The organism is Providencia sp. PROV114 (assembly GCF_032704305.1).
GTDB classification, from domain to species: Bacteria; Pseudomonadota; Gammaproteobacteria; order Enterobacterales; family Enterobacteriaceae; genus Providencia; species Providencia rettgeri.
On record NZ_CP120528.1, the window covers coordinates 3,755,887 to 3,778,897 of the forward strand.

Annotated in this window: 21 protein-coding genes; all 21 read right to left on the reverse strand. The window is 38.6% G+C overall.

The features are described 5' to 3' along the window. Positions 1 to 281 precede the first annotated feature (281 nt). Positions 282 to 551, reverse strand: coding sequence for a helix-turn-helix domain-containing protein (locus tag P3L37_RS16880; RefSeq protein ID WP_004907837.1), 270 nt, complete (start codon positions 549 to 551; stop codon positions 282 to 284). A 14-nt stretch (positions 552 to 565) separates the two neighbouring features. Further along, the gene (locus P3L37_RS16885) at positions 566 to 1,408 is read right to left on the reverse strand and encodes a hypothetical protein (protein WP_004907835.1); all 843 of its coding nucleotides are present in this window, start codon (positions 1,406 to 1,408) and stop codon (positions 566 to 568) included. A 17-nt stretch (positions 1,409 to 1,425) separates the two neighbouring features. Next, positions 1,426 to 1,956: a fimbrial protein gene (locus tag P3L37_RS16890; protein WP_272667413.1), complete on the reverse strand. Its 531-nt coding sequence runs from the start codon at positions 1,954 to 1,956 to the stop codon at positions 1,426 to 1,428. Continuing rightward, positions 1,956 to 2,441 carry a fimbrial protein gene (locus P3L37_RS16895; protein WP_227024197.1) on the reverse strand — a complete coding sequence of 162 codons (486 nt, stop codon included), beginning with the start codon at positions 2,439 to 2,441 and terminating at the stop codon, positions 1,956 to 1,958. Before P3L37_RS16895 ends, P3L37_RS16890 begins: the two co-directional genes overlap by 1 nt. Positions 2,442 to 2,451: 10 nt before the next feature. Further along, positions 2,452 to 3,006 carry a fimbrial protein gene (locus tag P3L37_RS16900; RefSeq protein WP_004907830.1) on the reverse strand — a complete coding sequence of 185 codons (555 nt, stop codon included), beginning with the start codon at positions 3,004 to 3,006 and terminating at the stop codon, positions 2,452 to 2,454. Beyond that, positions 2,999 to 3,580 (reverse strand): fimbrial protein, encoded by a 582-nt coding sequence (locus P3L37_RS16905; protein ID WP_004907828.1) that lies wholly within the window; start codon positions 3,578 to 3,580, stop codon positions 2,999 to 3,001. Before P3L37_RS16905 ends, P3L37_RS16900 begins: the two co-directional genes overlap by 8 nt. Positions 3,581 to 3,593: 13 nt before the next feature. Beyond that, positions 3,594 to 4,346, reverse strand: a complete 753-nt coding sequence (locus P3L37_RS16910; RefSeq protein WP_109912689.1) for a fimbria/pilus periplasmic chaperone — start codon at positions 4,344 to 4,346, stop codon at positions 3,594 to 3,596. 35 nt (positions 4,347 to 4,381) lie between these two features. Next, positions 4,382 to 7,072 carry an outer membrane usher protein gene (locus P3L37_RS16915; RefSeq protein ID WP_004907825.1) on the reverse strand — a complete coding sequence of 897 codons (2,691 nt, stop codon included), beginning with the start codon at positions 7,070 to 7,072 and terminating at the stop codon, positions 4,382 to 4,384. Between the two features lie 20 nt (positions 7,073 to 7,092). After that, the gene (locus P3L37_RS16920) at positions 7,093 to 7,644 is read right to left on the reverse strand and encodes a fimbrial protein (protein WP_109912690.1); all 552 of its coding nucleotides are present in this window, start codon (positions 7,642 to 7,644) and stop codon (positions 7,093 to 7,095) included. Between the two features lie 79 nt (positions 7,645 to 7,723). Then, a complete protein-coding gene (locus P3L37_RS16925) occupies positions 7,724 to 8,254 on the reverse strand; it encodes a fimbrial protein (RefSeq protein ID WP_004907820.1) in 531 nt (176 codons plus the stop codon). Between the two features lie 1,485 nt (positions 8,255 to 9,739). Then, positions 9,740 to 10,897 (reverse strand): sugar diacid recognition domain-containing protein, encoded by a 1,158-nt coding sequence (locus tag P3L37_RS16930; RefSeq protein WP_109912742.1) that lies wholly within the window; start codon positions 10,895 to 10,897, stop codon positions 9,740 to 9,742. Positions 10,898 to 11,072: 175 nt separating this feature from the next. After that, entirely contained in the window at positions 11,073 to 12,218 is a 1,146-nt protein-coding gene (locus tag P3L37_RS16935) for a glycerate kinase (protein ID WP_004907817.1), read from the reverse strand. 80 nt (positions 12,219 to 12,298) lie between these two features. After that, positions 12,299 to 13,621 carry an MFS transporter gene (locus P3L37_RS16940; protein ID WP_004907815.1) on the reverse strand — a complete coding sequence of 441 codons (1,323 nt, stop codon included), beginning with the start codon at positions 13,619 to 13,621 and terminating at the stop codon, positions 12,299 to 12,301. 135 nt (positions 13,622 to 13,756) lie between these two features. Further along, positions 13,757 to 15,259, reverse strand: a complete 1,503-nt coding sequence (locus tag P3L37_RS16945; RefSeq protein ID WP_109912745.1) for a xylulokinase — start codon at positions 15,257 to 15,259, stop codon at positions 13,757 to 13,759. 20 nt (positions 15,260 to 15,279) lie between these two features. After that, positions 15,280 to 16,320, reverse strand: a complete 1,041-nt coding sequence (locus P3L37_RS16950) for a zinc-dependent dehydrogenase (protein WP_004907811.1) — start codon at positions 16,318 to 16,320, stop codon at positions 15,280 to 15,282. A 36-nt stretch (positions 16,321 to 16,356) separates the two neighbouring features. Beyond that, positions 16,357 to 17,166: a class I fructose-bisphosphate aldolase gene (locus P3L37_RS16955; RefSeq protein ID WP_004259316.1), complete on the reverse strand. Its 810-nt coding sequence runs from the start codon at positions 17,164 to 17,166 to the stop codon at positions 16,357 to 16,359. A 30-nt stretch (positions 17,167 to 17,196) separates the two neighbouring features. Further along, positions 17,197 to 18,156 (reverse strand): D-2-hydroxyacid dehydrogenase, encoded by a 960-nt coding sequence (locus tag P3L37_RS16960; protein WP_109912746.1) that lies wholly within the window; start codon positions 18,154 to 18,156, stop codon positions 17,197 to 17,199. A gap of 244 nt (positions 18,157 to 18,400) precedes the next feature. Next, entirely contained in the window at positions 18,401 to 19,654 is a 1,254-nt protein-coding gene (locus P3L37_RS16965) for an amino acid deaminase (protein ID WP_109912747.1), read from the reverse strand. Between the two features lie 20 nt (positions 19,655 to 19,674). Then, the gene (locus P3L37_RS16970) at positions 19,675 to 21,126 is read right to left on the reverse strand and encodes a sodium:solute symporter family protein (RefSeq protein ID WP_004907804.1); all 1,452 of its coding nucleotides are present in this window, start codon (positions 21,124 to 21,126) and stop codon (positions 19,675 to 19,677) included. Positions 21,127 to 21,150: 24 nt separating this feature from the next. Beyond that, the gene (locus P3L37_RS16975; RefSeq protein ID WP_004259329.1) at positions 21,151 to 21,543 is read right to left on the reverse strand and encodes a RidA family protein; all 393 of its coding nucleotides are present in this window, start codon (positions 21,541 to 21,543) and stop codon (positions 21,151 to 21,153) included. A gap of 13 nt (positions 21,544 to 21,556) precedes the next feature. Beyond that, positions 21,557 to 22,993: an N-acyl-D-amino-acid deacylase family protein gene (locus P3L37_RS16980; protein ID WP_272667415.1), complete on the reverse strand. Its 1,437-nt coding sequence runs from the start codon at positions 22,991 to 22,993 to the stop codon at positions 21,557 to 21,559. Positions 22,994 to 23,011 lie beyond the last annotated feature (18 nt).

Consider the following 23,011-nt stretch of genomic DNA (forward strand, 5'->3'; position numbering starts at 1 on the left):
ATGATATTAGTTTGCATTTGCATTCACTAAAAAGTTGTCTTAACGCACAAAAACATCAATTCAATGAATTGACCACGTAGGTTTTAATGTTTAAACAAAGAGGATAGATATAGAAAATCAGGAAAATAGAGTAAAACGTGATTTGATTGCACTTCATTGGTTAAAATAAATAGGTTGAGCCTGCGACTGTATTTGCTTGCTTAACTATTTTTATGACAGCAGACGATATAAATCCGTAATCTCAACCTATATACCATTAATTCCCATTTAAATGCGCATGATTACATGTCATCTAATTGCCCATTTTCATTGAGCTGAGAACTAATATCTTCCAGAAACCAATCAATTGGCGTTTTCATCAAAAATGCAAGTTTAAATAAATGAAACAAATCAATCTTGATTTTACCTCTTTCATAGCGTGAGATTTGCTGTTGACTAACACCTAACAATTGAGCTAACTGAAACCCTGTATATCCCAGTTCTCTACGTTTTTCTAAGATCCTCTGACCTACCATATAATGGATTTTTTCGCTGCCATTTTCTGAATACATATTATCACCATTTATTAAGGCACAGTTAAAATAAGGGCTGCGGCACCTTCAAACTGACCAGCTTGAACTCGGCCATTGGTACCTAATACGGCTTTTAGGGATACCGAGTTTGTTCCACCTGCAGGCACATGGATTTTGTAACCATTTTCCCCTGGAGTATCATTCCCACCTAAATACAAATTCGCATATAAGCTATTATCTGCTCGTAAATTTACACGTCCATTTGTCACGTTCACACCAGTGGCAATCACCAAAACATCCATCGCTAAGTTACATGTCACACTAACGTTCACTTGTTTTGATTGGCCAGCGAGATCAGCTTCGCTAATTGGGCCAAAGTTAATATCCGGGATGTTATTGTTGATCTTACAAGCTCCTATTGGTGGCGGAGCTATACCACATTGAGAACCAGGAAGTAGACCTCCTCTGCTTGTAACACCAGTGCGATCTTGGTAAAACAGCCCCACACACTCTTGATTATTCTGTAACCTAACTCCGGTATGAACAGCCCACTGTGTTGCTGGAGCTGTCGCTCTTGCCAAAACCCCGGGGATATTCTGAACATCTATCATATATCGATACTTAGAAATTTCGGCCAAATTGACTGTTGCAGCCCCCGGTGTTCCATCAGCGGTATGCTTATGACTTATGGTGAGATAGCATGTCGACCACCCATAACAAGGATTAGGCGTACTCGGCGATTCAGGATCCCAACGAGCAATCACATATTTATAATCTGCATCTCCGTTATTTGGATTATTACCGGGTCTTGATTCAGTGATATAGGAAAAAATATAAGCTGATGCAGAAGGCGAAAACATGACTGCACCAATTAATAGCGATAAAAATACTTTCATATTAGTTCACAGCCTTATTATTCATAATCTAATTTAAATGTTGCTACAGCACTGTAAGGCCCTACTTTTATTGTCTTATCAGCAATAGCATCCGGTTCACCTTTTAAATAGGCATAGAACCGCAATTGGTTAGCGCCATCTTGTAGCGTTAGCTTCGAGCCTTTCTGTTCAATAGCCAGTGGTGTTTTATCTGAATTTTGCAGCCCCACCGCGAAACCCGATGCAACACTACTTGTTGATAATGCTAAAAAACCAGGAAGTGCAAGATTAGGTGTCCCTGAAAAAGTCACTTCCACAAATTTGCCTATTGTCGTGTCACAGTCAGACAACTTAATCACAAACTCTTTAGGCGGAGTTTCACCATAGGCATAAAAGTTTTTCTCCGGTGTATCAAAAAAATCCATCGGAATGTTTTCATCACCCGGTAAAATAGTGCAAGGCTCCTCCACTAAATTACCGATAACTCTTAAATTATCAGGCACAGCAAAAGCAGCATTAAAGTTAATAATTAAGGCGCCTGCTACTGCACATTGGATTACTTTGTTCATTATTGGTACTCCGCTAGCAATGTGCCTGTTGCAGTAAAGCCCCCTTCAGGCAACGTCACTCCCAATCGCTTGACAGGAACAACCTCTAAAACAGGCGGTTGCCCATAAGTAATTTTCAATGGTTTATTGATTTCAAAACCTAAACCATTTTGGGTAATACGCATGCCAAGATCTCGAATATTGGTTTCCAGTGCCGACTTATCAAAATCTGTTGCTGTCCCTTTGATAGTTAGCATTAAGTCCCAACCTTTTAAATTGTCTTCACACTTCAAAGCGTAATTAATAGGTTTCGTAAATCTGATACCATCAATCTTATGTAAACCAATATCTTTGTATTCAATAACGTGGACTTTATCTTCAAAAACAGTGCAAGGCGGTGGAATTAGCAAGGTTCCAGTAAACTCCACATCATTTGCCATCACGGCACTGCTAGGTATAACTAACAAACTCATTATCAGAGGAAGTCTTTTCATTATTCTTTGCATTATTTTTCCCTCACTGATAATCAAGTTTGATAGTGACGCCTGCATGAAAAACCCCACCCTTTGTCAGAGTTGTGGATAAATCACGAACAGGTATGGCTTCAAATTGAGGCGCATTTGGGTACACAAACTTGACCTCTTGGTTCAATCGAAGCTTGCTTCCGTTATAACGAAAAGCAATCCCTAAACCCGGAAGATCTGTTTCAATTGCCCCACTATCAAAAGATGCAGGAATACCAATCAACGTCATTTTCATTTGTGATGTTGGCCTTTTTTCACAATTAATATTGTAATTTATGGGCTTCGAATAGGCGTTACCGTCAATTCGGGTACTCATGATCTCATCAAAATTAACTTTGATTATATTTCCACCATTAATTTTGCAAGGCGGTGGAGCCAAAACAACCCCTTTAATCGGTACAGTTATCATACCGGGTGTAACTGTTGCCCGTGTATTTCCCGATGGGCTAATACGTGAATCAGGTAATCCTGCATAAGAAACCGATGTAAAAAATAGTCCAGCGAGACAAGATGCCAGCAGGTACCGCTGCTTGTTTAAATCACTCATAATCCACCTTAAAGTCCATTACGGCGCTGAAACTTCCTTCAGTCAATTTTTCAGGGGTTCTCACTGGCGTTACAAAGTATTGAAGAGTACCCTGCGGTGCATCGAGAAATTGAGGACGACCTCGGCTTCCTAGCCTGATGTCTTCTCGTTGTGCATCTGTCACTTCTAACGCCAAGCCAGAGACGCCTTTTACACTTAACATTTCTGGAAAATGTTGATCCGATACGGCAACAAAAGAGACAGTTATCACCGGTTGCATTGCATCCCAAAGCGATCTTCCCGTTCTTGTGTCTTTCATTCGGCTTTCCGTGCGAATGCAATGTCTAAATTCTAATTCGAATGAAACTGGCTCAGCTCTATCACCAGGTTTACGCAGTGAATAAGAAGGAATCTCCCCTAGAGACACTTCTTGGCGCATTGAATTAGTCACATCCATCGTACAAGGTGCTTCGGTCATCATGCCATTGACTGTCAATGTTCCATGTAATCCATCAATATCCCAACTGTCTGCTCCAAAGGTGAACACTGGAACTAAACCGAATAAGATAGTGCTGAACAGGAGAGTCCTTTTCATACGTTATTCCCCGTTATCTATCCGTCGAAGATTCAACTTTGCAAGTTGTACCAGCGCAACCAAACGTCAGTTTAGGCCTTCCACCATAATCGTTGATATAAGTTAGAACGGGTTTTGCCCCCATCGCACTTGCACTACCTTTAAGCATTCCATTACTTTTTGGTGAGATCATGACAGGCTCAAACTGTTTCACCGTGTCTCCGCCCACTTTTGTACTTGCGTCTACAATGGTGACGAAATAAGGGGTTGGATTCGTGACTTCGTAGGCATCACCTTTACGTGTTAGCGTAATTTTCTCTTGCCATGGATTCTCTAAATCCGTGCGTGTGGCATATAACGCTTTTGGTCGATAAAACAATTTAATTCGCGTCTGTAATGCAATTTGTAATACGTTCGCTTCTTTACTACGTGGTGGAATTTCACGTAAATTAAAGTAATAAACACTCTCTCTGTCCTGAGGCAATGTCGCGATATCAGGAAGAGCTTGAATTTTAACTTGGCTACCTTCACCCGCTTCTACACGTTGAACCGGGGGTAAAACTGTGAGTGGGCTTTCAATTTTGTTACCATTTGCATCTTCAATCCACCCCTGTGCAAGGTATGGTAACTCTGTGTTTTCATTCTTAATATTCAAGCTAATGGTCTTTTCAGCCCCATTATAAATGACGCGTGTTCTATCGAGGGCAATCGCGGCCAAAGCCTGCCCACATAGCACCGCGGATAACGTGATTGTTGTAGTAAAAAATGCAATTTTCTTAATGTTCATATGTACCAACTAGTTATAAAATCAAGCAATTTGGGTTACTCGGTATAATCTACGCTGTAAGCAATATCCGGTGGTTTCAATAACCAACGCTGACTGGGTGCTACGCCCTGTTTAATCGGTGCAGGCTTGTAAACTGGTGCTGGCTGCCCAACAGGAACGGCTTTTGCTGGCATATACCCAGGTTCAACACTGGGGCTGCTTGTACACGGTAATAACAGTGAGTTAAATTCAGCCGTTGTAATATTTTCTGGAACCTGAATTTTGCACTGCGTGCTTCCATCCCAATGCACATCTAAAACTTCATTTGGATTGACACCAGAGATATACACAGAGCCATTATCAGTCACGATACCGAGCTCTCTATTTTTTTCATTTCTCACTGTGGCGCCAAATGGCGGATAACTTCCATCGGCCAATGCCAATCTCACCATAGTTTTAATACCCGATAACACTTCAAACTCACGATAAGCAACCGCCCCTTCGGTCAGCGTAATTGGCTGAGATGTCCGAATAGCTTCCACATTGTCAGGCAATTGAGTCACATCAATATGTGTATTAGTACGGTAATAATCACTGATATCAGCAACTACCGCTTTACCAAAAATATTGGTTTCCGTGGTCGGCCCGAAACCTTGAATAGGCACATTTTTCACACCTTCAGTACCCACCATCACACGGCTACCACCTGGGGTATTAATACGGTGCAGTGCGGCACCATGCCCTGTGACTGTTGCACCACCTTGTAGAGAAAAGGCGGCTGAAGAAGTATCACCATTGATATAGCTGGTACTTGCAGTTACTGTTGCTAAATCAGCGTAACGCGTATAGAAGCCATCAATAGTTCCACGACCTCGGCTACTCACCCCAGTACCAACACGATAGTTGGTCTTATCATCAACGGAGTCGAAATAGCTGACAGTGTGTGAGTTACCATCTCTCGTTATCATATTGTTGTAGCTAATTGATGCTCTATCTGCCCATGGCAAAGAGAGGTTCATGTATAGCCCATCGTCATTATTTCTATTATCAAATTTGTTGCGGAATGCCGTTAAACTTAAATTGATATTTTTAAAACGACCGATATTGAAATATTTCGCAATAGAAACGTTATAACGTTTTGCCGCTGGCTTATTCCAATAGGTTTCGTGGTTATAGTTCAGATACGCGGTTAGGTCTGCATTCGTGAAATACTTATTAAATGTAATCGTATATAGCTCTTTACTATTATCGAACTCCACACCTCTATAACGACGATCGAGGTATTGGTTCATACTCATAAAGTCACGTTCAGAGAATCGGTATCCAGCAAAGGTTACTTGGCTATCATATTCTTCAAAACGTTTTGAATAACTTAAGCGATACGATGCACCCGTATAGATTTTGTTATCTGTTTTCAGTTTTGCTCGTGACTCGGTGATATCGAATGAAATTGCACCGAAGGCAAGTAAATCTCGACCAACACCCAGTGATAACGCGTTATAATCACCCGCTGCTATACCACCACCAAATAATGACCAACCGTTAGAAACCCCCCAACTAAACTCCCCCGTAACAAACCCTTGCCCTTCGGTTTCATGTTCCATATTATTCGGTCGACCACCCGCTATCTTAAATAGCACTGAGCCTGGACGTGTTAAATAAGGAATAGAGGCGGTATTCATTTGAAACTCTTGTACAGAGCCATCTTGCTCTTCTACTCGTACATCTAACTTACCGCTAACCGCATCACTTAAATCTTGAATACGGAAAGGTCCCGGAGCGACTTGCGTTTCATAAATAACGCGCCCTTGCTGAGTTACAATCACTTTTGCGTTGGTTCTTGCAACACCTGTTACCTCAGGTGCATAACCACGTAGATTTGGTGGTAGCATTCTCTCATCTGAGATCAGGCTCACCCCCATATAACGGAATGAGTCAAACAAACCTGAGCGTAAAAATTGCTCACCCATCGTTAGCTTTGCATTTAACTCTTTGATTGCTCGATAAGCATAATACTGGCTCCAATCCCATTTACGATCGGTTGACTGCCCATTAGTCCGATTATAACTAGCTTGCCAATCAGCCCTAAAACGCCACGCGCCGAGGTTAAAACCTGTTGTACCATTACCAGTAACCGACTGGGTATTGGCTGAATCCGCAGGCCTTGTCACGTTAGCATTCAAGTTATAGTCAAAAATTAGAGCGGGCACCCCTTCATCCCAACGAGATGGTGGATCCCAGTTATCAGAAGTAAACTCAATATAAGCCTGAGGTACCGTAATTGTGATAGTTTCTTTAGCTAAAGAGCCATTTATTGTCATTCCAGGAATCGTTTCTGGAATTAAACATTGGCCATTGTTAGAAAACTCAACCTTCTGTTTCCATTCATCACGCAAAGCGATATGGTCGACAACATCTGGCGTTAAACAAGGCTCTGTCATACTTGGATCATTAGGATCCGCGATATATTCAATATCAAAAGTGTCAGCTAAGTCGCGACTATTTAAATTAATTTTAAATGGATACTTCCCTGGCATGACATAGCCTGCTCGAGAGAACTCATTTAAGGAAATATTGCTTTTATCCTGAAGGTCTAAAACATCCGTATTAAACTCAATATTATCATTATTCGCATTAGCTAAATTTATATGAGCAATAGCTATAAACACCATGGTAGCAACAGGCGTTAAAAAATAACTTACTGAGTTATTAAATACTTTATTTTTACTTTTTAATCGCAGAGCCATAATAGTCCCTTAGTAATAACTCAGTAATAATCCATTTTAAAACGGATAGTTGTCTGATAATTTCCTGGTTTTAAGCGTTTATTATTAGGTACTACCTGCACCTTATAGTGCAGAGTTGTCTCCCCTGCTCTGATGGGTAAATCCGGCATTGCCTTACCAGGTATTGCAACATTTCCAGCTGTGTCAGAAATTTTTACTGACAATCCGTTTGCATGCCCGAAAACATCGAAGCTGCGGCCATCTGTCGGGCCATCAAATGTAATATTGAAAGTTTGCCAATTAGGAGTTCCAGGAGTTACCGGTGTTAGAACACAATTGATAAGGCGTATAGAGAAATTACTTGCAGGGCTTTCTCTATCGTTAATTATCTGGCTAACCGGTACAGTTGTTATGTTAACTGATTGATCTCGGCTATCTGCATCAATTGCACAAGGGCTCTCAATAATTGAACCACCCATAGTGACAGTTCCTTTGAACTGACTTTGTGCCCGAGAATTTTGATTTTGCGCACTCGCTATCGGGGCAAATATCATTCCTGAAAGCACCATGACAATGATGCCAAAGTGATTCATAGCGACTCCATTTCAACTTAATAACCAATTTCAACGCATTAAAATTAGTGCCCATACATCCTTGTACGGGCGGTACCAATTACTGGTAGCTCAGAGCAAATGTTGCGATTGCGTCAAATTCACCTGGTACAGCTGGTTTATTTGTTGCATCAGCATCACCTTGCAAATACGCTTGGAAGCGCAGTGTGTTTGCACCAGTGAATAAAGCTTGAGATGGAGATTTAGCACCTAAAGCAATTTTAGTACCGTTGAAATCAGTGATCACGATACCTGCGTTTTTTGCAGTACCAGCGATAGCTAAACCATCAGTTACAGAAGCACTTGGCGTACCAGTAAATGTAGTTTGAACAGTTTTCAGAGTCGTGATATCACACTGTTCTAATTGGATGTTGAAATCGCGAGCAATACTTTTACCGCCACCGTTTAATGCAGATGTTGCGATAGCACCCATTGGTACTTCAAATGCTTGAGAACCTGGTGGAATTGAGCAAGGAGCATCAATGATTGAACCTTTAAAAGTGACTTGGCCGCCACCTTGGTTTGCAGAAGCAGAACCAGCAACCACTGCCAGACCTAAACCTAATACTAAAGCAAGTTTATTTAATTTCATTTTATACATTTCCATTAGATAAAAAGACAACACAAATTAAAATAACAAGTTATTATTAATCTGATTATTTTAATTTTTTTCTTAAAATATATTCGGTTAGTAAACATTAAGGATTGACACTAATAACCATTCCTATTTATCAAACTCCATTAATAAATAAGACAATTAAACAATGTATCAATGCGTTGCCATTATTATATCTCATTTTAATTATGTCAAATCCACCAATTAATTAACAACCTTCACTGTAAGTTAGTGATATATATATAATATCCACAATATACTCTATTTTGAATACACCATTACAGGATAAACAAGTGATGCATACCTAATTAAATTGATTTTTTCTTAATAAAAAACCACAAAATAAACCCATTCAATATTAATAAAGTTTTTTATACTCATAAAACGGGTTCTTATTAGTGAAAAAAAATGGTTCGGAAAATAACGCTAACATTAAAACAAGCCTAAATTATTAAAACGAAATTTTTATCGGTGGATAATTAATCAGAAATATCCCAAAAAAAAGAATTAAATAATTTCATAATATTTCTTAATTCATTAATTGTTACATTTATCTTGAAAATTAAAAAATAAAAATAATGGTAGTAATATCAAATATATAGCCAACAATTAACATACATAAAAATATAGAAATCAGCGAAAAAAGAACAATATCATAAAACATTTTTTTAAATTAAAATAAAAATAGAAACAATTAAGTGAAAATTTAAAAAAAGGCATGATCGAGAAAAACCTTGGCATTACAAAATATTTCAAAAGGTAATTAAAGGTAATTTTTAATTAATTTATAAATACAAAAACCTTATCTTAAGACCTGAAAATTTCAAAAAAAATATTTTCAATAACAATTGAATTATTTTATAATGAAATTAACCCATTTAATTAAGATAAGTTAGATAAAATAATTTATTAGAAAACTCACAATGAGTAAGTATGATATCTTAAATTGTTATCGATAATTACATCACTGACATAATAGTGAAATTAAATATAGAGACCCTACATTTAAGTAAAAACACTAATCAAGTAAAACATAATTCATCTTTATTTTTAACATTATCGACATACTTATTTTCGCATTTGTAGGTAGCTAAAAACTTAATGTACTACTCAAGAACAAAGGAACTAAAATATGATGAAAGTAGATATTATTGAGTCAAATATAAAATAGATTGATCTCAATCAGATTAAGAACAATCTATGCTAGCTTAGTTTGATGTCAATACGTCTTTATTTTCTTGATAGGGTATTCATTGAGATGGTACATGTGAGTAGGCAAGAAGCCATATCATGCTCTAAGCATCGGTGGGTCGGCAGATAGTCTCTAACTAGTCAAAATATAAGATAAGAAGTAGAAATTTTACTGCCACTTCGTGGCGTCAGAGTTTGAGGCGATTGCCAACAAGGCTAACATATTCTTCTCTTACTCCATGAGAGATGATCATCAATAGTGTTATTGGATTAATTTTTCAGCTGTAGAGCAACATACAATAGAACCTTACTTTCAATCGTTAGTAGATCTAATTTTGTTATCTCAGATATTCTTTTTAAACGATAATCTAATGTATTTCTATGAATAAATAATTCTTTAGCTGTTTCACGAGATAATAAATTATTTTTAAACCAGACTGTTAATGTTTTAATCAATACACCATTAGAATCTTCATGTAATAATGTATTCAATGGTTTTAATAGTTCTTCTGAAGACCATTTAAAATTTAACCCGTATAATAATACCGGTAGCATGATATCTTGGTAACAATAAATTTTTAACTGGGGTTTTTTAGCTTTCCCTACTTGCATGGTAATTTTAGCTGTCTCATATGATTTTTTAATTGATTCCTCTGCAGGATCTAAAAAGAAATTACCTAATGATATTTTCACTTGTAATTTAAATAATTTAAGAATATCCGATTCTAATTTTAAAATTTTCTTTTTTGCAGTGTCAATATCCCAGCGATTGAACTTATTTAATGCAGGAGTTAAGCAGACAATTTCCGTCAAAGATTGAATAGCGACTAAGTTATCAGGATTATTATACTCTATTAATTTTTTAATTTCTTGTAATTCACTAAATGCACTATTTACACCTAATTGTCCGCTATCTACTTCAATAATAATAGCGACTCGTGGAATAGAAAAATTAATATTAAGCTTTTTAGACCATTCAGTTATGTTATCAGGAATGGTTCCATTTTCAATATACGCTAGAATAATTTCTTCTTTAAAACGATCGTTTAAATTCAAATGGTTATAAATCTCTGCCTGCTCTAACATCATTACTGCCGTCATGGAAACCAGCTCCCCAAATTGTTTAATTTGGGTTGGCTCTCCGGTTAATCCTATTACACCAATAATTTTACTATTCAAATAAAGAGGTAAATTAACACCTGGTTTAACCCCATGTAAATGATTCGCAGTGGCGTCATCAATAACAACTGTTCGCTTTTGCTTTATTGCGAGTAATGCACCTTCATGGAATTCACCCAATCTATTACTATCTCCACTTCCTATAATACATCCAGTTTCATCCATAACATTAATATTACAATCAATAATTTTCATGGTTCTATCAACAATTTCTTGCGCTAATTTGGAGGTAAGACAATAATCATACATATTTCAACCTCTTTTACTGGTGCTGTAAAATAGAAATAAACTTTCCAATCATAAATTTCAATAATGTTTATTTTTAATTTAATTAACTCCAGTATTCAATATTCCTTGAAAAAATCAAGAAAAATAAATTTCATTTAAAATACAGCAAACAAAGCTAAATTTTAAAACTATTATTTCAATTTTTATTATCTATTTTAATATTCAGCGTATTCGCAATATTTTTAGTACAATTAAATAAATTACTTTCAGCATTATTTAAAGCTTCTTTTAGTGAACTAATTTTATGCAAAATACTAAACGCTGAATCAATACCATATTGTTGTAAATGACTGAGATCATCACCAAGGCTTCCAACAATGGCAATAACGGGTATTTTATGTTTTCTCGCTAACTGAGCGACGCCAAAAGGCACTTTGCCATTTAAACTTTGGCTATCTAACCGCCCTTCACCTGTAATAACTAAATTTGCTCCTACCATGTGTGATTCAAGGTTCAAGGTTTGTGCAATAATATCGAAGCCAGGCTTGAGTTCCGCTTTGAGAAAAGCAAGTAAGGCTGCTCCCATTCCTCCTGCAGCACCGGCTCCTGCAATATAATGAACTTCAACATGCAAATCTCGCTTAATGATATCTGCAAAATGTTCTAAATTTTTGTCTAACATTTCAACATGTTCATTTGTCGCCCCCTTTTGAGGGCCAAATATCACAGATGCGCCATTTCTCCCTATTAATGGGTTCGAAACATCACAAGCAATACTAAATTGGCACGCTTTTATCCTCGGGTCCATTGTGCTGACATCAATACTCGCTAAATCGGCAAGTGCTTGCCCTCCTAATTTGATTTGTTGCCCATGAGAATCTAATAATTTGGCCCCAAGTGCTTGCAACATTCCTGCTCCGCCATCATTGGTTGCACTTCCACCTATACCAATAATAATCTGCTTTACCCCAGTATCTAGGCAGGCCTTTATCAACTCTCCTGTGCCATATGATGTCGTTAGTAATGGATTTCTTAATTCAATAGGGACTAGCTCTAGCCCACTTGCCGCAGCCATTTCAATAAATGCTTGCTGTTTATTTTGAGATAAACCATAGAATGCCTGAACACTCGTACCTAAAGGACCAATAACATCAAGATGATAGATTTCCCCATTGGTAGCCTCAACCATCGTGACAACTGTACCCTCACCACCATCCGCAATAGGGCACTTAACATAAGTTGCATGCGGAAAAACCTCTTTGAACCCGTTTTCAATAACCGTTGCGACTTTCAATGCAGATAAACTCTCTTTAAATGAGTCAGGTGCAATGACTATTTTCATAAAAATAATCCTTTAGAAATTTTTATTATCAATAAGTTAAAAATTCAGGTGGGTACTCGCCCACCTGATACGACTTTTTATTATTTCGGTTCATCGAGTAAGAGGATCATAATTAAGCCAATCACCGCACAGATACCAAAGTAAGAGAAAACAGCATCAAACTTACCGGTCATATCTAACAATAACCCTGCCATCATAGGTGAAACGAAGCCACCTAAGTTTCCTCCACTATTTACAACAGATATCGCAATTGGATAGTTATTATTATCAGCGACTCCCATTGGATAAGCAGTAAATGCAGGCCAGCCAATATTCAAGAACAAACCAACCGAGAAAAGGGCAAGTGCAACTGCGCTCGTGCTTTCGGGTACATTCAACATCACTAACATCATCGCAATCGTCGCTACTGCGGTAAAAAGCATGGTGGGTTTGCGACGACGACCAAAAACTTTATCAGAGATCCAGCCACCAAAAATCGAGCCGATAAACCCACCAACAAATGGCATTGATGCAACAAAGCCCATTTTCATAAATGAAAAGCCTTTTTCATTTACCAGATAAGAAGGTATCCAGGTTAATATTCCATATAAAATACTGACCATCATGAAATAAGAAATAGTATTACACCAAATATTTTTAGATTTAAATATTTGGGAAGCTGAACTTAATGGAGTGACTGATTTAACACGAATAAATTTATCTAGCGTATTAAATTTAGGACTCAGAACAATATTGCCTTCTATTTTCTTTTCTGCAATTTCTGAATTATCGGCACGAATATAATCTAATTCACTTTGCGAAACAAAACGACTTTCCTCTGGTTTTGTTCTAACAAATAAATACCAAATAATTGCAAGAAAAATACCGGGAATAGCGAACAGAATAAAGACCCAACGCCATCCATAAGTTAATGCAATCCAAACAACTAATGGTGGAACAATAATCGGAGCAAACATCGTTGAAGCAATATAAACGCCAGTGGCGGTTGCTTTTTCTTTTGCTGGAAACCAGTTATTAATTGTCGACGTTAGCCCGACAGGAGTTGGTGCTTCGGCCATACCTAGGCCAAGACGCAACCACTTAATTGCAAAGGCAGATTGGGCTAAGCCAATAAACCAAGTCATGGCAGAAAAACCGAGAATGGATAATGACACCATACCTCTTATCCCACGTTTCGCCATCCAAAAGCCTGCGGGTATTTGACATAAAGCATAACCGAGGAAAAACATACTCGCGAGAGAGCCCGCTTCTAAATTAGTTAATTTAAACTCATCAGTAATAAAAGGTAGAACCGCACCAATATTACTTCTGTCTGCATAATTTACAGCATAGACGATAAAAATCAGGGCTAATACCACCCAACGATAATTCGTCTTTGGCCTAATCGGATTTGAATTTATCATTATTTTCGCTCCAGAGCAGTTTATTATTTAATACACGTTTTATTACCTGCTTTTTTAAGAATGAAACGATCCCTGCTAATTCATTAAAATTAACATTTAGGAACGTTATTTAATTTAAACTTACTTCAACTAATTTTATTTACTCGACAAGCTATGCATTGTTTCTTTTAATAAAGGATACAGCCCATTGTAAATATTAAACTGCTTGTTATAAGTATCTTGTGTTTTTTTATCTTGATTTGGTGTGAATGTGATATCTTCTGTTTTTATAATCGGTAAATCAGGGTCATTAATGCCACAGAAAAAACCGGCTCCTGTCGCACCAACCATTGCCGCGCCAAAAGCCGCTGCATCTGCTGTTTGGGCAATATTATATTCAACCTGAAGAATATCCGCTTTAATTTGAGTCCATAACGTATTACGTGATCCTCCCCCTACGCTGAGTAATTCATCTAATATCACTCCCCATTTTTCATTAGCAATATTCAAAATCTGTTTTAAACCATATGCTGTACCTTCAAATGCCGCCCTGACCATATCATCGCGAGTATGATTTAGCCGTAAGCCTATCCATGCCCCCGATGCATTAACATCCCAAATAGGACTACGTTCTCCAGCTAAATAAGGCAGATAAATTAAGCCATTAGCACCAGGTACTGATGATTTTGAAAATATCTCCAACTGTTCATGGTCATTAACTTCCGGCCAAACCGCCTGGTTTAGCCAACTGAATGTCCCCCCAGTTGTCGACATCGCTCCATGGGCCAACCATTGATTGGGAACGATGTGATATCGGTTCATAAAACGAGGATCAAAGTTCGGCTCTTCTAAGCAAAACGTAATGACTCCTGATGTTCCTGTTGATTCAAAAGCTGTTTCAGGGTCAAGTAACCCAACGGCAAATGCAGCAGCAGCAGTATCTGCCGACCCTAAAATAATTGGCGTATTTTCTTTCAACCCCGTTTCTTGAGCGGCTTCTTTACTCACCTTACCAACCACAGAAGTGCACTGGTAAATTGGCGGTAAAATATCGTGATTAAACTTCCAATACCTTAATAGTTCTTTTGACCACTTAGGTGCTTTAGACAAAACGACTGCGCCAGAATACGCGGCTTGGGTCGGGTCAATGGCGGCTTTTTGACTTCCTAACTTTAAAGATAAAAAGCTATTAAGTAGAACGACCTTATGAACTTTTTGCATTAATTCCGGCTGTTGTTCTTGTAGCCATCCTAACGTTCCCACCCAACATGCAGACGGACTTGGACTATTACAAGAAAGTGCCCGAACATGCGTTATATTTTCCCCGAGTGTTTGCTGTATGAAACCTTCGGAACGCCCATCAAGATAAGTAATCCCATTTGCAACAGGCTTATGATGTTTATCCAATAAAACCAGCGTTGGGCAAGCAACAGAAAAACTCACAGATACGATATTCTTTACTTGAGAAGTCACTTCTTTAACTGCATCTGCGGTCTTTTTCCAAAAGTCATTTAAGTCAATTTCATGATTTTTGGGAGATTTGGAAATAATATTGGTATCACGTGAAGCCTTTGCCAATAATTCTCCATGGAAATTAAATGCACAAACTTTCACGCTACTGCTACCTGCATCAATTCCCAAATAGACACTGTCCATCATGCTGCCTCCAACGCCTGCTTTTAATTGTTATGTATAATAATTTTAATCGCGTCACCTTTTTGAGCGGTTGCCATGGCCTCGTTGATCTCATCTAAAGCAAATCGGTGAGTCACTAATTTCTCGATATCAATTAAGCCCGAAGAAATCAGTGTCAAGGCTTGCTGGTAGCCTTCTCGACTTAACGCACTGGCTCCTGTAAGAATAAGCTCGTTGTAGTGAATAATATTGACATCAATTTGCGCCATATCATCCTTTGAAAAGCCGGCAAACAAGTTAACTCGTCCTCCTTTTCTAGCGAGTTCCAATGCGGGATTAACTAATCCAGGAATGCCAATAGCAATAATCACCACATCTGCGCCCACCCCTTCCGTCAAGCCTTTTACTACATCCAGTAAGTTTTCTTGCTGGCTATTGACGACACGTGTGGCACCGCAATTTAACGCAGCCTGTTGGCGTTGTTCATTGAGTTCACTAACAACAATATTTGTCGCACCTGAGAAACGCGCAAGTTGCACATGCATTAACCCGATAGGCCCCGCACCAATAATGACCACCGTATCACCAAGCTCAATACCCACATTTTTTTGTCCATTGATACAGCAAGCTAACGGCTCAGCTAATGCTGCGGCTTCAAAAGACATCCCTTTCGGTATCTTAAAGACATTACCCGATGACAAAGCAACCTCTGGTATTCGAACATATTCCGCAAAAGCGCCATCAAATTCATAACCGATTGCTTGGCGGTTTAAACAGACATTTTCTTTACCGATACGACAATAAACACAAGAACGGCATGGCACGACAGGGTCAACAGCGATTGCGTCCCCGACGTTTAGGTCAGTCACATTTTCACCGACTTCGACAATTTCCCCTGAAAATTCATGCCCTATTACAGAAGGGTAACGCACGCCTTTGGTTTTTTTACCGGAAATAATCCGTCCGTCAGTTCCACAAATCGCGGCTGCCTTGACTTTAATAACCACATCGCCTTTACCAACTTGTGGATATTTAACGTCTGCCACTCTAAGTTCATTAGGCGCATACAATACCGCTGCTTTCATTTTTTCCTCCCCATGCATGACAGCTATGAACGTTGGTTATTTGCCACCCGCTTGCTTATATTCCGCGATAGCTTGGTCAACCGAACAATCATCATTGATTAATGCATTCAGAGCCTTAATGACTGCTGTTGGGTTTTCGTGCTGCCATACAAAGCGCCCGTATGTCACACCACCAACACCAATATCTAATGCTTTACGTGTATTTGTTAGGAAGCTAACAAGATCGCTCCCCATATCACCACCAGCTAAAGCAACCATAGCTGGGCAACTATCAACGACAGATTTAAATGTCTCAGGGGAACCAGACCAGAGTGTTTTGATGATATCGACACCTAGCTCAGCGCCTGCGCGAACACAGTAAGCGAGATTTTTCGCATCAAAACTGTCTTCAATCATTGGGCCTTTTGGATAAATGTGTGCGACTAAAGGCAGTCCTGCGGAAGCAGCGGCTTTCGATACTTGGCCTAAAAATGTCAATTGCTGTGCCTGTTCTGGCCCGCCCATAATACAGCCGACTGAAATTGCGTCTGCTCCTAAACGAATGGCTTCTTCAACGTCAGCAACGGGTGTGTCATAAGCTTCATGGTAAGGTATGGAGTAACTTGTCGCTTTCATGATGATAGAAACATCGGAAGCAACATATGGAGGATAAACTTTTTCAATAATACCTTTATGCATCGTAATAGCATCAGGTGCACCCGCAACAACCTGTTTCATGACGGATTTAATATCACCAATTCCCGGTAATACACCACGTGTAATCGGATGATCCATGGTAATTGCAAGAAGACGGCCAGATTTTTTATTTAATAATCTTTTTAAACGGATTTCTTTTCCTAAAAACATATTGATGACCTCTTTAAATCAATGAGTGAATTAATTAACTAAATTTTGAGGATGGCCAGATAAAAAGGCTTCGATATTGTCCATCATCATGTCTGATAAGGTTTGTATGGCTTCAAAACTAGCCCATGAGATATGAGGAGTAAGAATAAAATTTGATAACTGAGTTAATTTCATCATATAACTTTCTTTTTCAGGTGGTTCTGAAATACAAACATCAAACCCAGCACCTAATATTTTATTATTTATTAGAGCGCCATATAATGCTTCTTCATTAACGATCCCACCTCGTGCAGTATTAATTAAAATACAAGACGGTTTCATCTGTTCGAATTCTGGAAAGCTAATTAAATCCTTGGTGGATTTGAGTAATGGACAATGAATAGAAATAATATCGCTTTTCGCAATAACATCTTCAAAAGGTGTATATAGTGGGCCCATATTATTCGTGCCCTTGTATGTGGAAAATAACACCTTCATACCAAAAACTTTTGCGATATCAGCAACTGCCTTACCTAAGACACCATCACCAATAATACCAAGCGTCGAGCCAGCTAAGTTATTAATTTTATAATCAAAATAACAAAATTGACCTGATTCTTGCCAGCGACCATTTCGTACTGATTGTGCATAGGCTAATAAGCTACGACGTAAGGCTAAAATCAAGGTAAACGTATGCTCAGGAACTGTATTTATTGCATAATTCCTGATATTAGAAACTAATATATTACGCTCATTGCAAGCACCAATATCAATCACATCCGTTCCTGTTGCAGCGACAGAAATAAATTTAAGTCTCTTTGCAGCTTCAATAACTTTTTTAGTTATTCTTACTTTATTGGTAATAATAATGTCTGCATTTTTTACTCGCTCAATAATTTCATCTTCCGATGTTTTCCCATACCGTTCTAAACTATATTCTTTATTTATTTTCTTAATATTTATTCCTTCGGGGAAAGTTTCATGATCGAGAAACACGATTTTAACTGTCATTTTTATTACCACCCAATTAATCAACAAAATTAATATCAATTAGACTTTTTGATTTAATAAAATTATATAATTCACTTATCAGGAAGGCATTGTAAGAATGACTAGTTTTCAATGTTAAAAATTGAATATAATTGTGCAAATGCACAATTTGTTATGAATTCGATCACAAGAATGTGATGAATAAAAAAATCGGCCACTTAAAACAGGTGACCGATTTAAAATAAAGTGAGTTAATAACTCAACATTAGAAAAAGGTTGGCATTTCCTCTATAACATCATATTTATCATCAACAAGATAAATCACTTTCCATTTATCAAATGTAATACAGGGATGAGATGTCCCAAATACCAGTATATCACCAACTTGGAAATCACAATTTTCATCAAAAGATAAAATGGCATGTTGGTCCATTAAACCAACTGTTTTCGCACTATTAGTTTGAAAATAGACTGGCTTCCCCTCTCGGTATTGCATTAGAGGCTGAGGCAAACCTGCATCAAAGGCGACATCTCTTTTGCCAAAATTAACAATCGCTCGTCCCCTCTCAGGTACTGACTGAATTAATGCCACAATTTCCATCGCTGGCATCAAATCGCCATCTAACTGGCAGGCCATACTATCTCTAACTTTCAATGCGTTCTGAGCTTCATCATAAATACCGTGGTCATGTGTAATATAACATCCAGGGCGGATCACAAACCGAATAGGTTTAGAAAGATGAAACTCTGCCATTTTTTTACTGACCAGATCATACCAAACTGAACCTGCCCCAGTTATTAATAGCTGCCCTGAATAACGTGCAAATACACCTAAGTTATCCAGTTTTTGACTGGTGGTTAACACTCGCTGTAAAAATTGCTGTATCTCTTCAATATCCTTTTGAGCATCATCACTATGAATAACGCCTTCATAGAATTCAATGCCAGCAATCATTAAAGAAGGGAGTTTGGTTAACTCATTTGCCAATATGATGGCTTCTTCTTCACTTCGACATCCACAGCGTCCACCATTAACCCCTAACTCAATCAGCACATTTATGGTTAAATCTAACGATGAAAAAATAGCCGCCAGCTGTTTTGCATGAATCACGCTATCAACACAACAATAAATATTGGCTTGATTTAATAGCACTAACTCTGCAAGTAATCGAATATTGGTTTTACCCACGACTTGATTCGCAATAATGATATTCTGAACACCTGACTCCACTGCCACCTTGGCTTGATAAGCTGTTCCTACACTTAGCCCCCATGCACCTTGAGCAATTTGTCGTTTAAAAATGGCAGGCGTCATGGTGGTTTTACCATGTGGAGACAACGAAACATTCGCCACATTCGAATAATGCTGCATCCATGCAATATTATTTTCCAGCTCATTACGCTTCACTACCACCGCAGGCAAACACACATCCTCATGTAGAATGTTTACCGAAATACCCTCTTGATTTAATGTGGCTGATTTATGCCCTACGCCTGCTAACACATTCAGTTTCGTCATTTTTTTCCTCAACTTGCTGGTTACTGGCTTTTGGCTGTGTTTTCTCTCTCGTGAGTAATATTTTCTAGTACTTCTTCACGACTGAGTTTATTTTTTGGTGTTATCAATGTCACAACAACCGCGCAGACCAAACTGATGGCTAATGCAGGGATTACTGGGTTGCCTAATTTTGCAGACCACTCTGGCGTCAAGATAATCGTTAATGATGTTGAACTCCCCGCAACCAATGCAGCAATACAGCCTTGCCAGTTAAAACGATGCCAGAATTTACCCAATAACACGGTTACACACAGGCCTGACATAATCATTGATATCATTTTGGTAATGTAGCCGATAATGTCATTCGAAGTTAATGCAAAGACAAGTGCTAACAAGATGACGCCAAGTAAGAAGATACGAGATAAATTGATCGCTTTCTCAGGTGGAGGCATCCTACCTGTTACCATCGTATAGATATCACGTAGGATAATAGAAACACCCGCGATAGCATCTGAGCTACCTGATGACATATTGGCAGACATACCTGCAATCAATACCACCATCGCTAACACGTGCGGTAAAGCATTAGTTGCATATAAGAAAGCAAAGCTGCTGTTTTCTAAATTCGGCTCCATCACATGCGTTGCCATCCCGATAATCGCAGGTAGGAACGAAAACCCCATATACAGTAACCCTGTAATAATAAAGGACTGGCGGATAGCTTTAGTTGATGCTGCTGAATAAATACGTTGGCGATATGACGGTGTCGCTAATACACCAATGCCAATGACCACAGCCAATGATATCGCAGGTAAAACGCCTAATTTACCAATACCGAATAAAGTAAAGGCGTCAGGGTCTGTACTCTTAACAACAACATCCCAACCACCAACATAGCTTACCGAAGCAACCGCTAGAATGATAAACCCGAGGAATAAAACAATTGATTGCAGTGTATCAATCCATGAAACCGCTTTATAGCCACCAATCCCCACGTAAAAAACAAAGCCAACTGCGATAATGATCTTCGCAACAGTAATATCAATATCTGCCGCCCATGCTAGGTATAAACCGCCGCCAAGAATATGAGCGCCCAGCCAGCCTATCGATGCTAAAAATATTAATAACGCAACCAAGTTTTTCACTAAACGGCTGCCGCCTGTGTAATAGCAGATCTCTTCACTCATGGTCATAAAGCGATAATTTCTTACTGGCGCAAATAACCAAGCCGTTAGTAAGATCCCCGTCGCTCCACCAATCCCATACAACATTCCCGCCCAACCATTGGAATAACCAAAACTGACTGCACCAATACTTGAGCCCGTTCCCACCATCGTACCGACAGTTGAACCGAGAGTGAGTAGCATAGGGAGCTTTCTGCCCCCAAGAATGAAGTCTTCACCGGTTTTTTGATGCCTTGTGACGTACCAACCCACAAACATCATCACAAATGCATATAACAAAAACCACATTAAGAAATTATTATGTTCCATAGTAGCCTCTCATCGCCTTAGCAATTAAGATTTGAATTTGCTGTTGAAGCAGGTGATATCCACTTCAACCATACAATCGACGACAAGGTCAGCGACAAAGCACACCCGCGCAGGTGGGTTATCTGCAAAGAATTGCTGAAATACTTTATTAAAAGATTGGAAATAGCGCGCATCACTTAATACCACTTTCATATGCACAATATCTTGCGTAGCAAATCCCGCATCTTTCATAATATTTAAACAATTCTCGATAGCCAATTTAGATTGCGCGATAATTCCGCCATCAATCACTTCCCCGTCAATCATGGGTGTTTGCCCTGAAACATACAGCCATCCGTCAGCTAACACCGCTTTAGCAAAAGGCAATGATTGCCCGCCAGTACCTTTTGAGCCTTCAATTCCGAATCTTTTAATCATTTTTATCTCTCTTTTATTTATTTCTTTCTAAGAATTTACCTGCTCTATTCCCTGTCATTTCTTTTTTGGTATAGGTCAGAACACCATTAACAAACACATATTCAATGCCATCTGCTTTTTGTTTTGGGTCTTGGAATGTGGCTGTTTCATTAATTTTTTCAGGGTCAAATACAACGATATCTGCGAAATAATTTTCTTGAATAAGGCCCCTATCCTTTAAAGAAAAACGTTGTGCTGACATGCCTGTCATTTTGTAAATCGCGGTGGTCATTGGGAAAAGCTGCTCATCACGGCTATAGTGGCTAATAACTCGAGGGAAAGTTCCCCAAAGACGAGGATGTGGATTAGGGTCACGTGGTAAGCCATCAGAACCCACCATACTGCTTGGGTGCTGTAACACACGACGCACATCGTCTTCGTGCATTTGGAAATAAATAGCTCCCGCAGGAACAATTTTTTCTGCAACTTGGAAAATATCGCTACTCCACATTGCGGCTATTTCTTTTAATGTCTTGCCCGCGACTTCAGGAAATGGTGTCGACCAAGTTACTAGAATGTCATAGTCTTCAGTAATTTGTGTGATATCTAAGTTTGATGAACCCGCACGATATGGATAACAATCGCAATTGATATCCTGCATGACTTGGTATTTTTCAATGAGAGCCAGCGTTTCTTTTGTGCGTCCCCAGTTTTTTGCCCCAGCACACTTATGGTGGGAAATTTGCACAGGAACTTTTGCATGACGACCAATATGGAAGGCTTCATGCATCGCATCAATGATACCGTCATATTCAGTTCGCATATGAGTGGTATAAATTCCCTGATGCTCTGCTAATAATTCAGCCAACTCACAAATTTCTTCGGTCGAAGAATTAATCGCGTTACCGTAAGATAAACCAGTGCTTAGCCCTAAAGCCCCTTCATCTAACGCACAGGCCAATACTTGCTTCATATGAGCGATATTGTCTGGCGTCGCGGGCTTTAATAAGTCTGTTACACAATTATTTCTTAAGGTTGTATGCCCTATTAATGTCGCGACATTAACAGTTGGCTTCACATTATTAATTTTTTGTTTATAACTGGCTAAATCAGCAAATTGAAATTCGCTTAATTCACCTAATAAATTAATTGGGTCAGGAACTTCGTCCTTTAATGTTGCACACGCTGCACTGATACCATAATTACCGACAATAATTGTCGTTACACCTTGTGATGTTTTTTCGATATATTCAGGCTTATCAATCACAATTAAATCGTCATGAGTATGCACATCAATAAATCCAGGTGATAAAATTAAACCTGAGCAATCAATTATTTTTTCAGCATCTTCACTTATATTTTTTGATATTTTAATAATCCGTTCATCTTTAACGGCAATATCACTGACAAACTCACTTTTACCACTACCATCTATTACAGTGGCATTTTTAAAAACATAATCGTATTTCATTTGAATATCTCTTTAAGA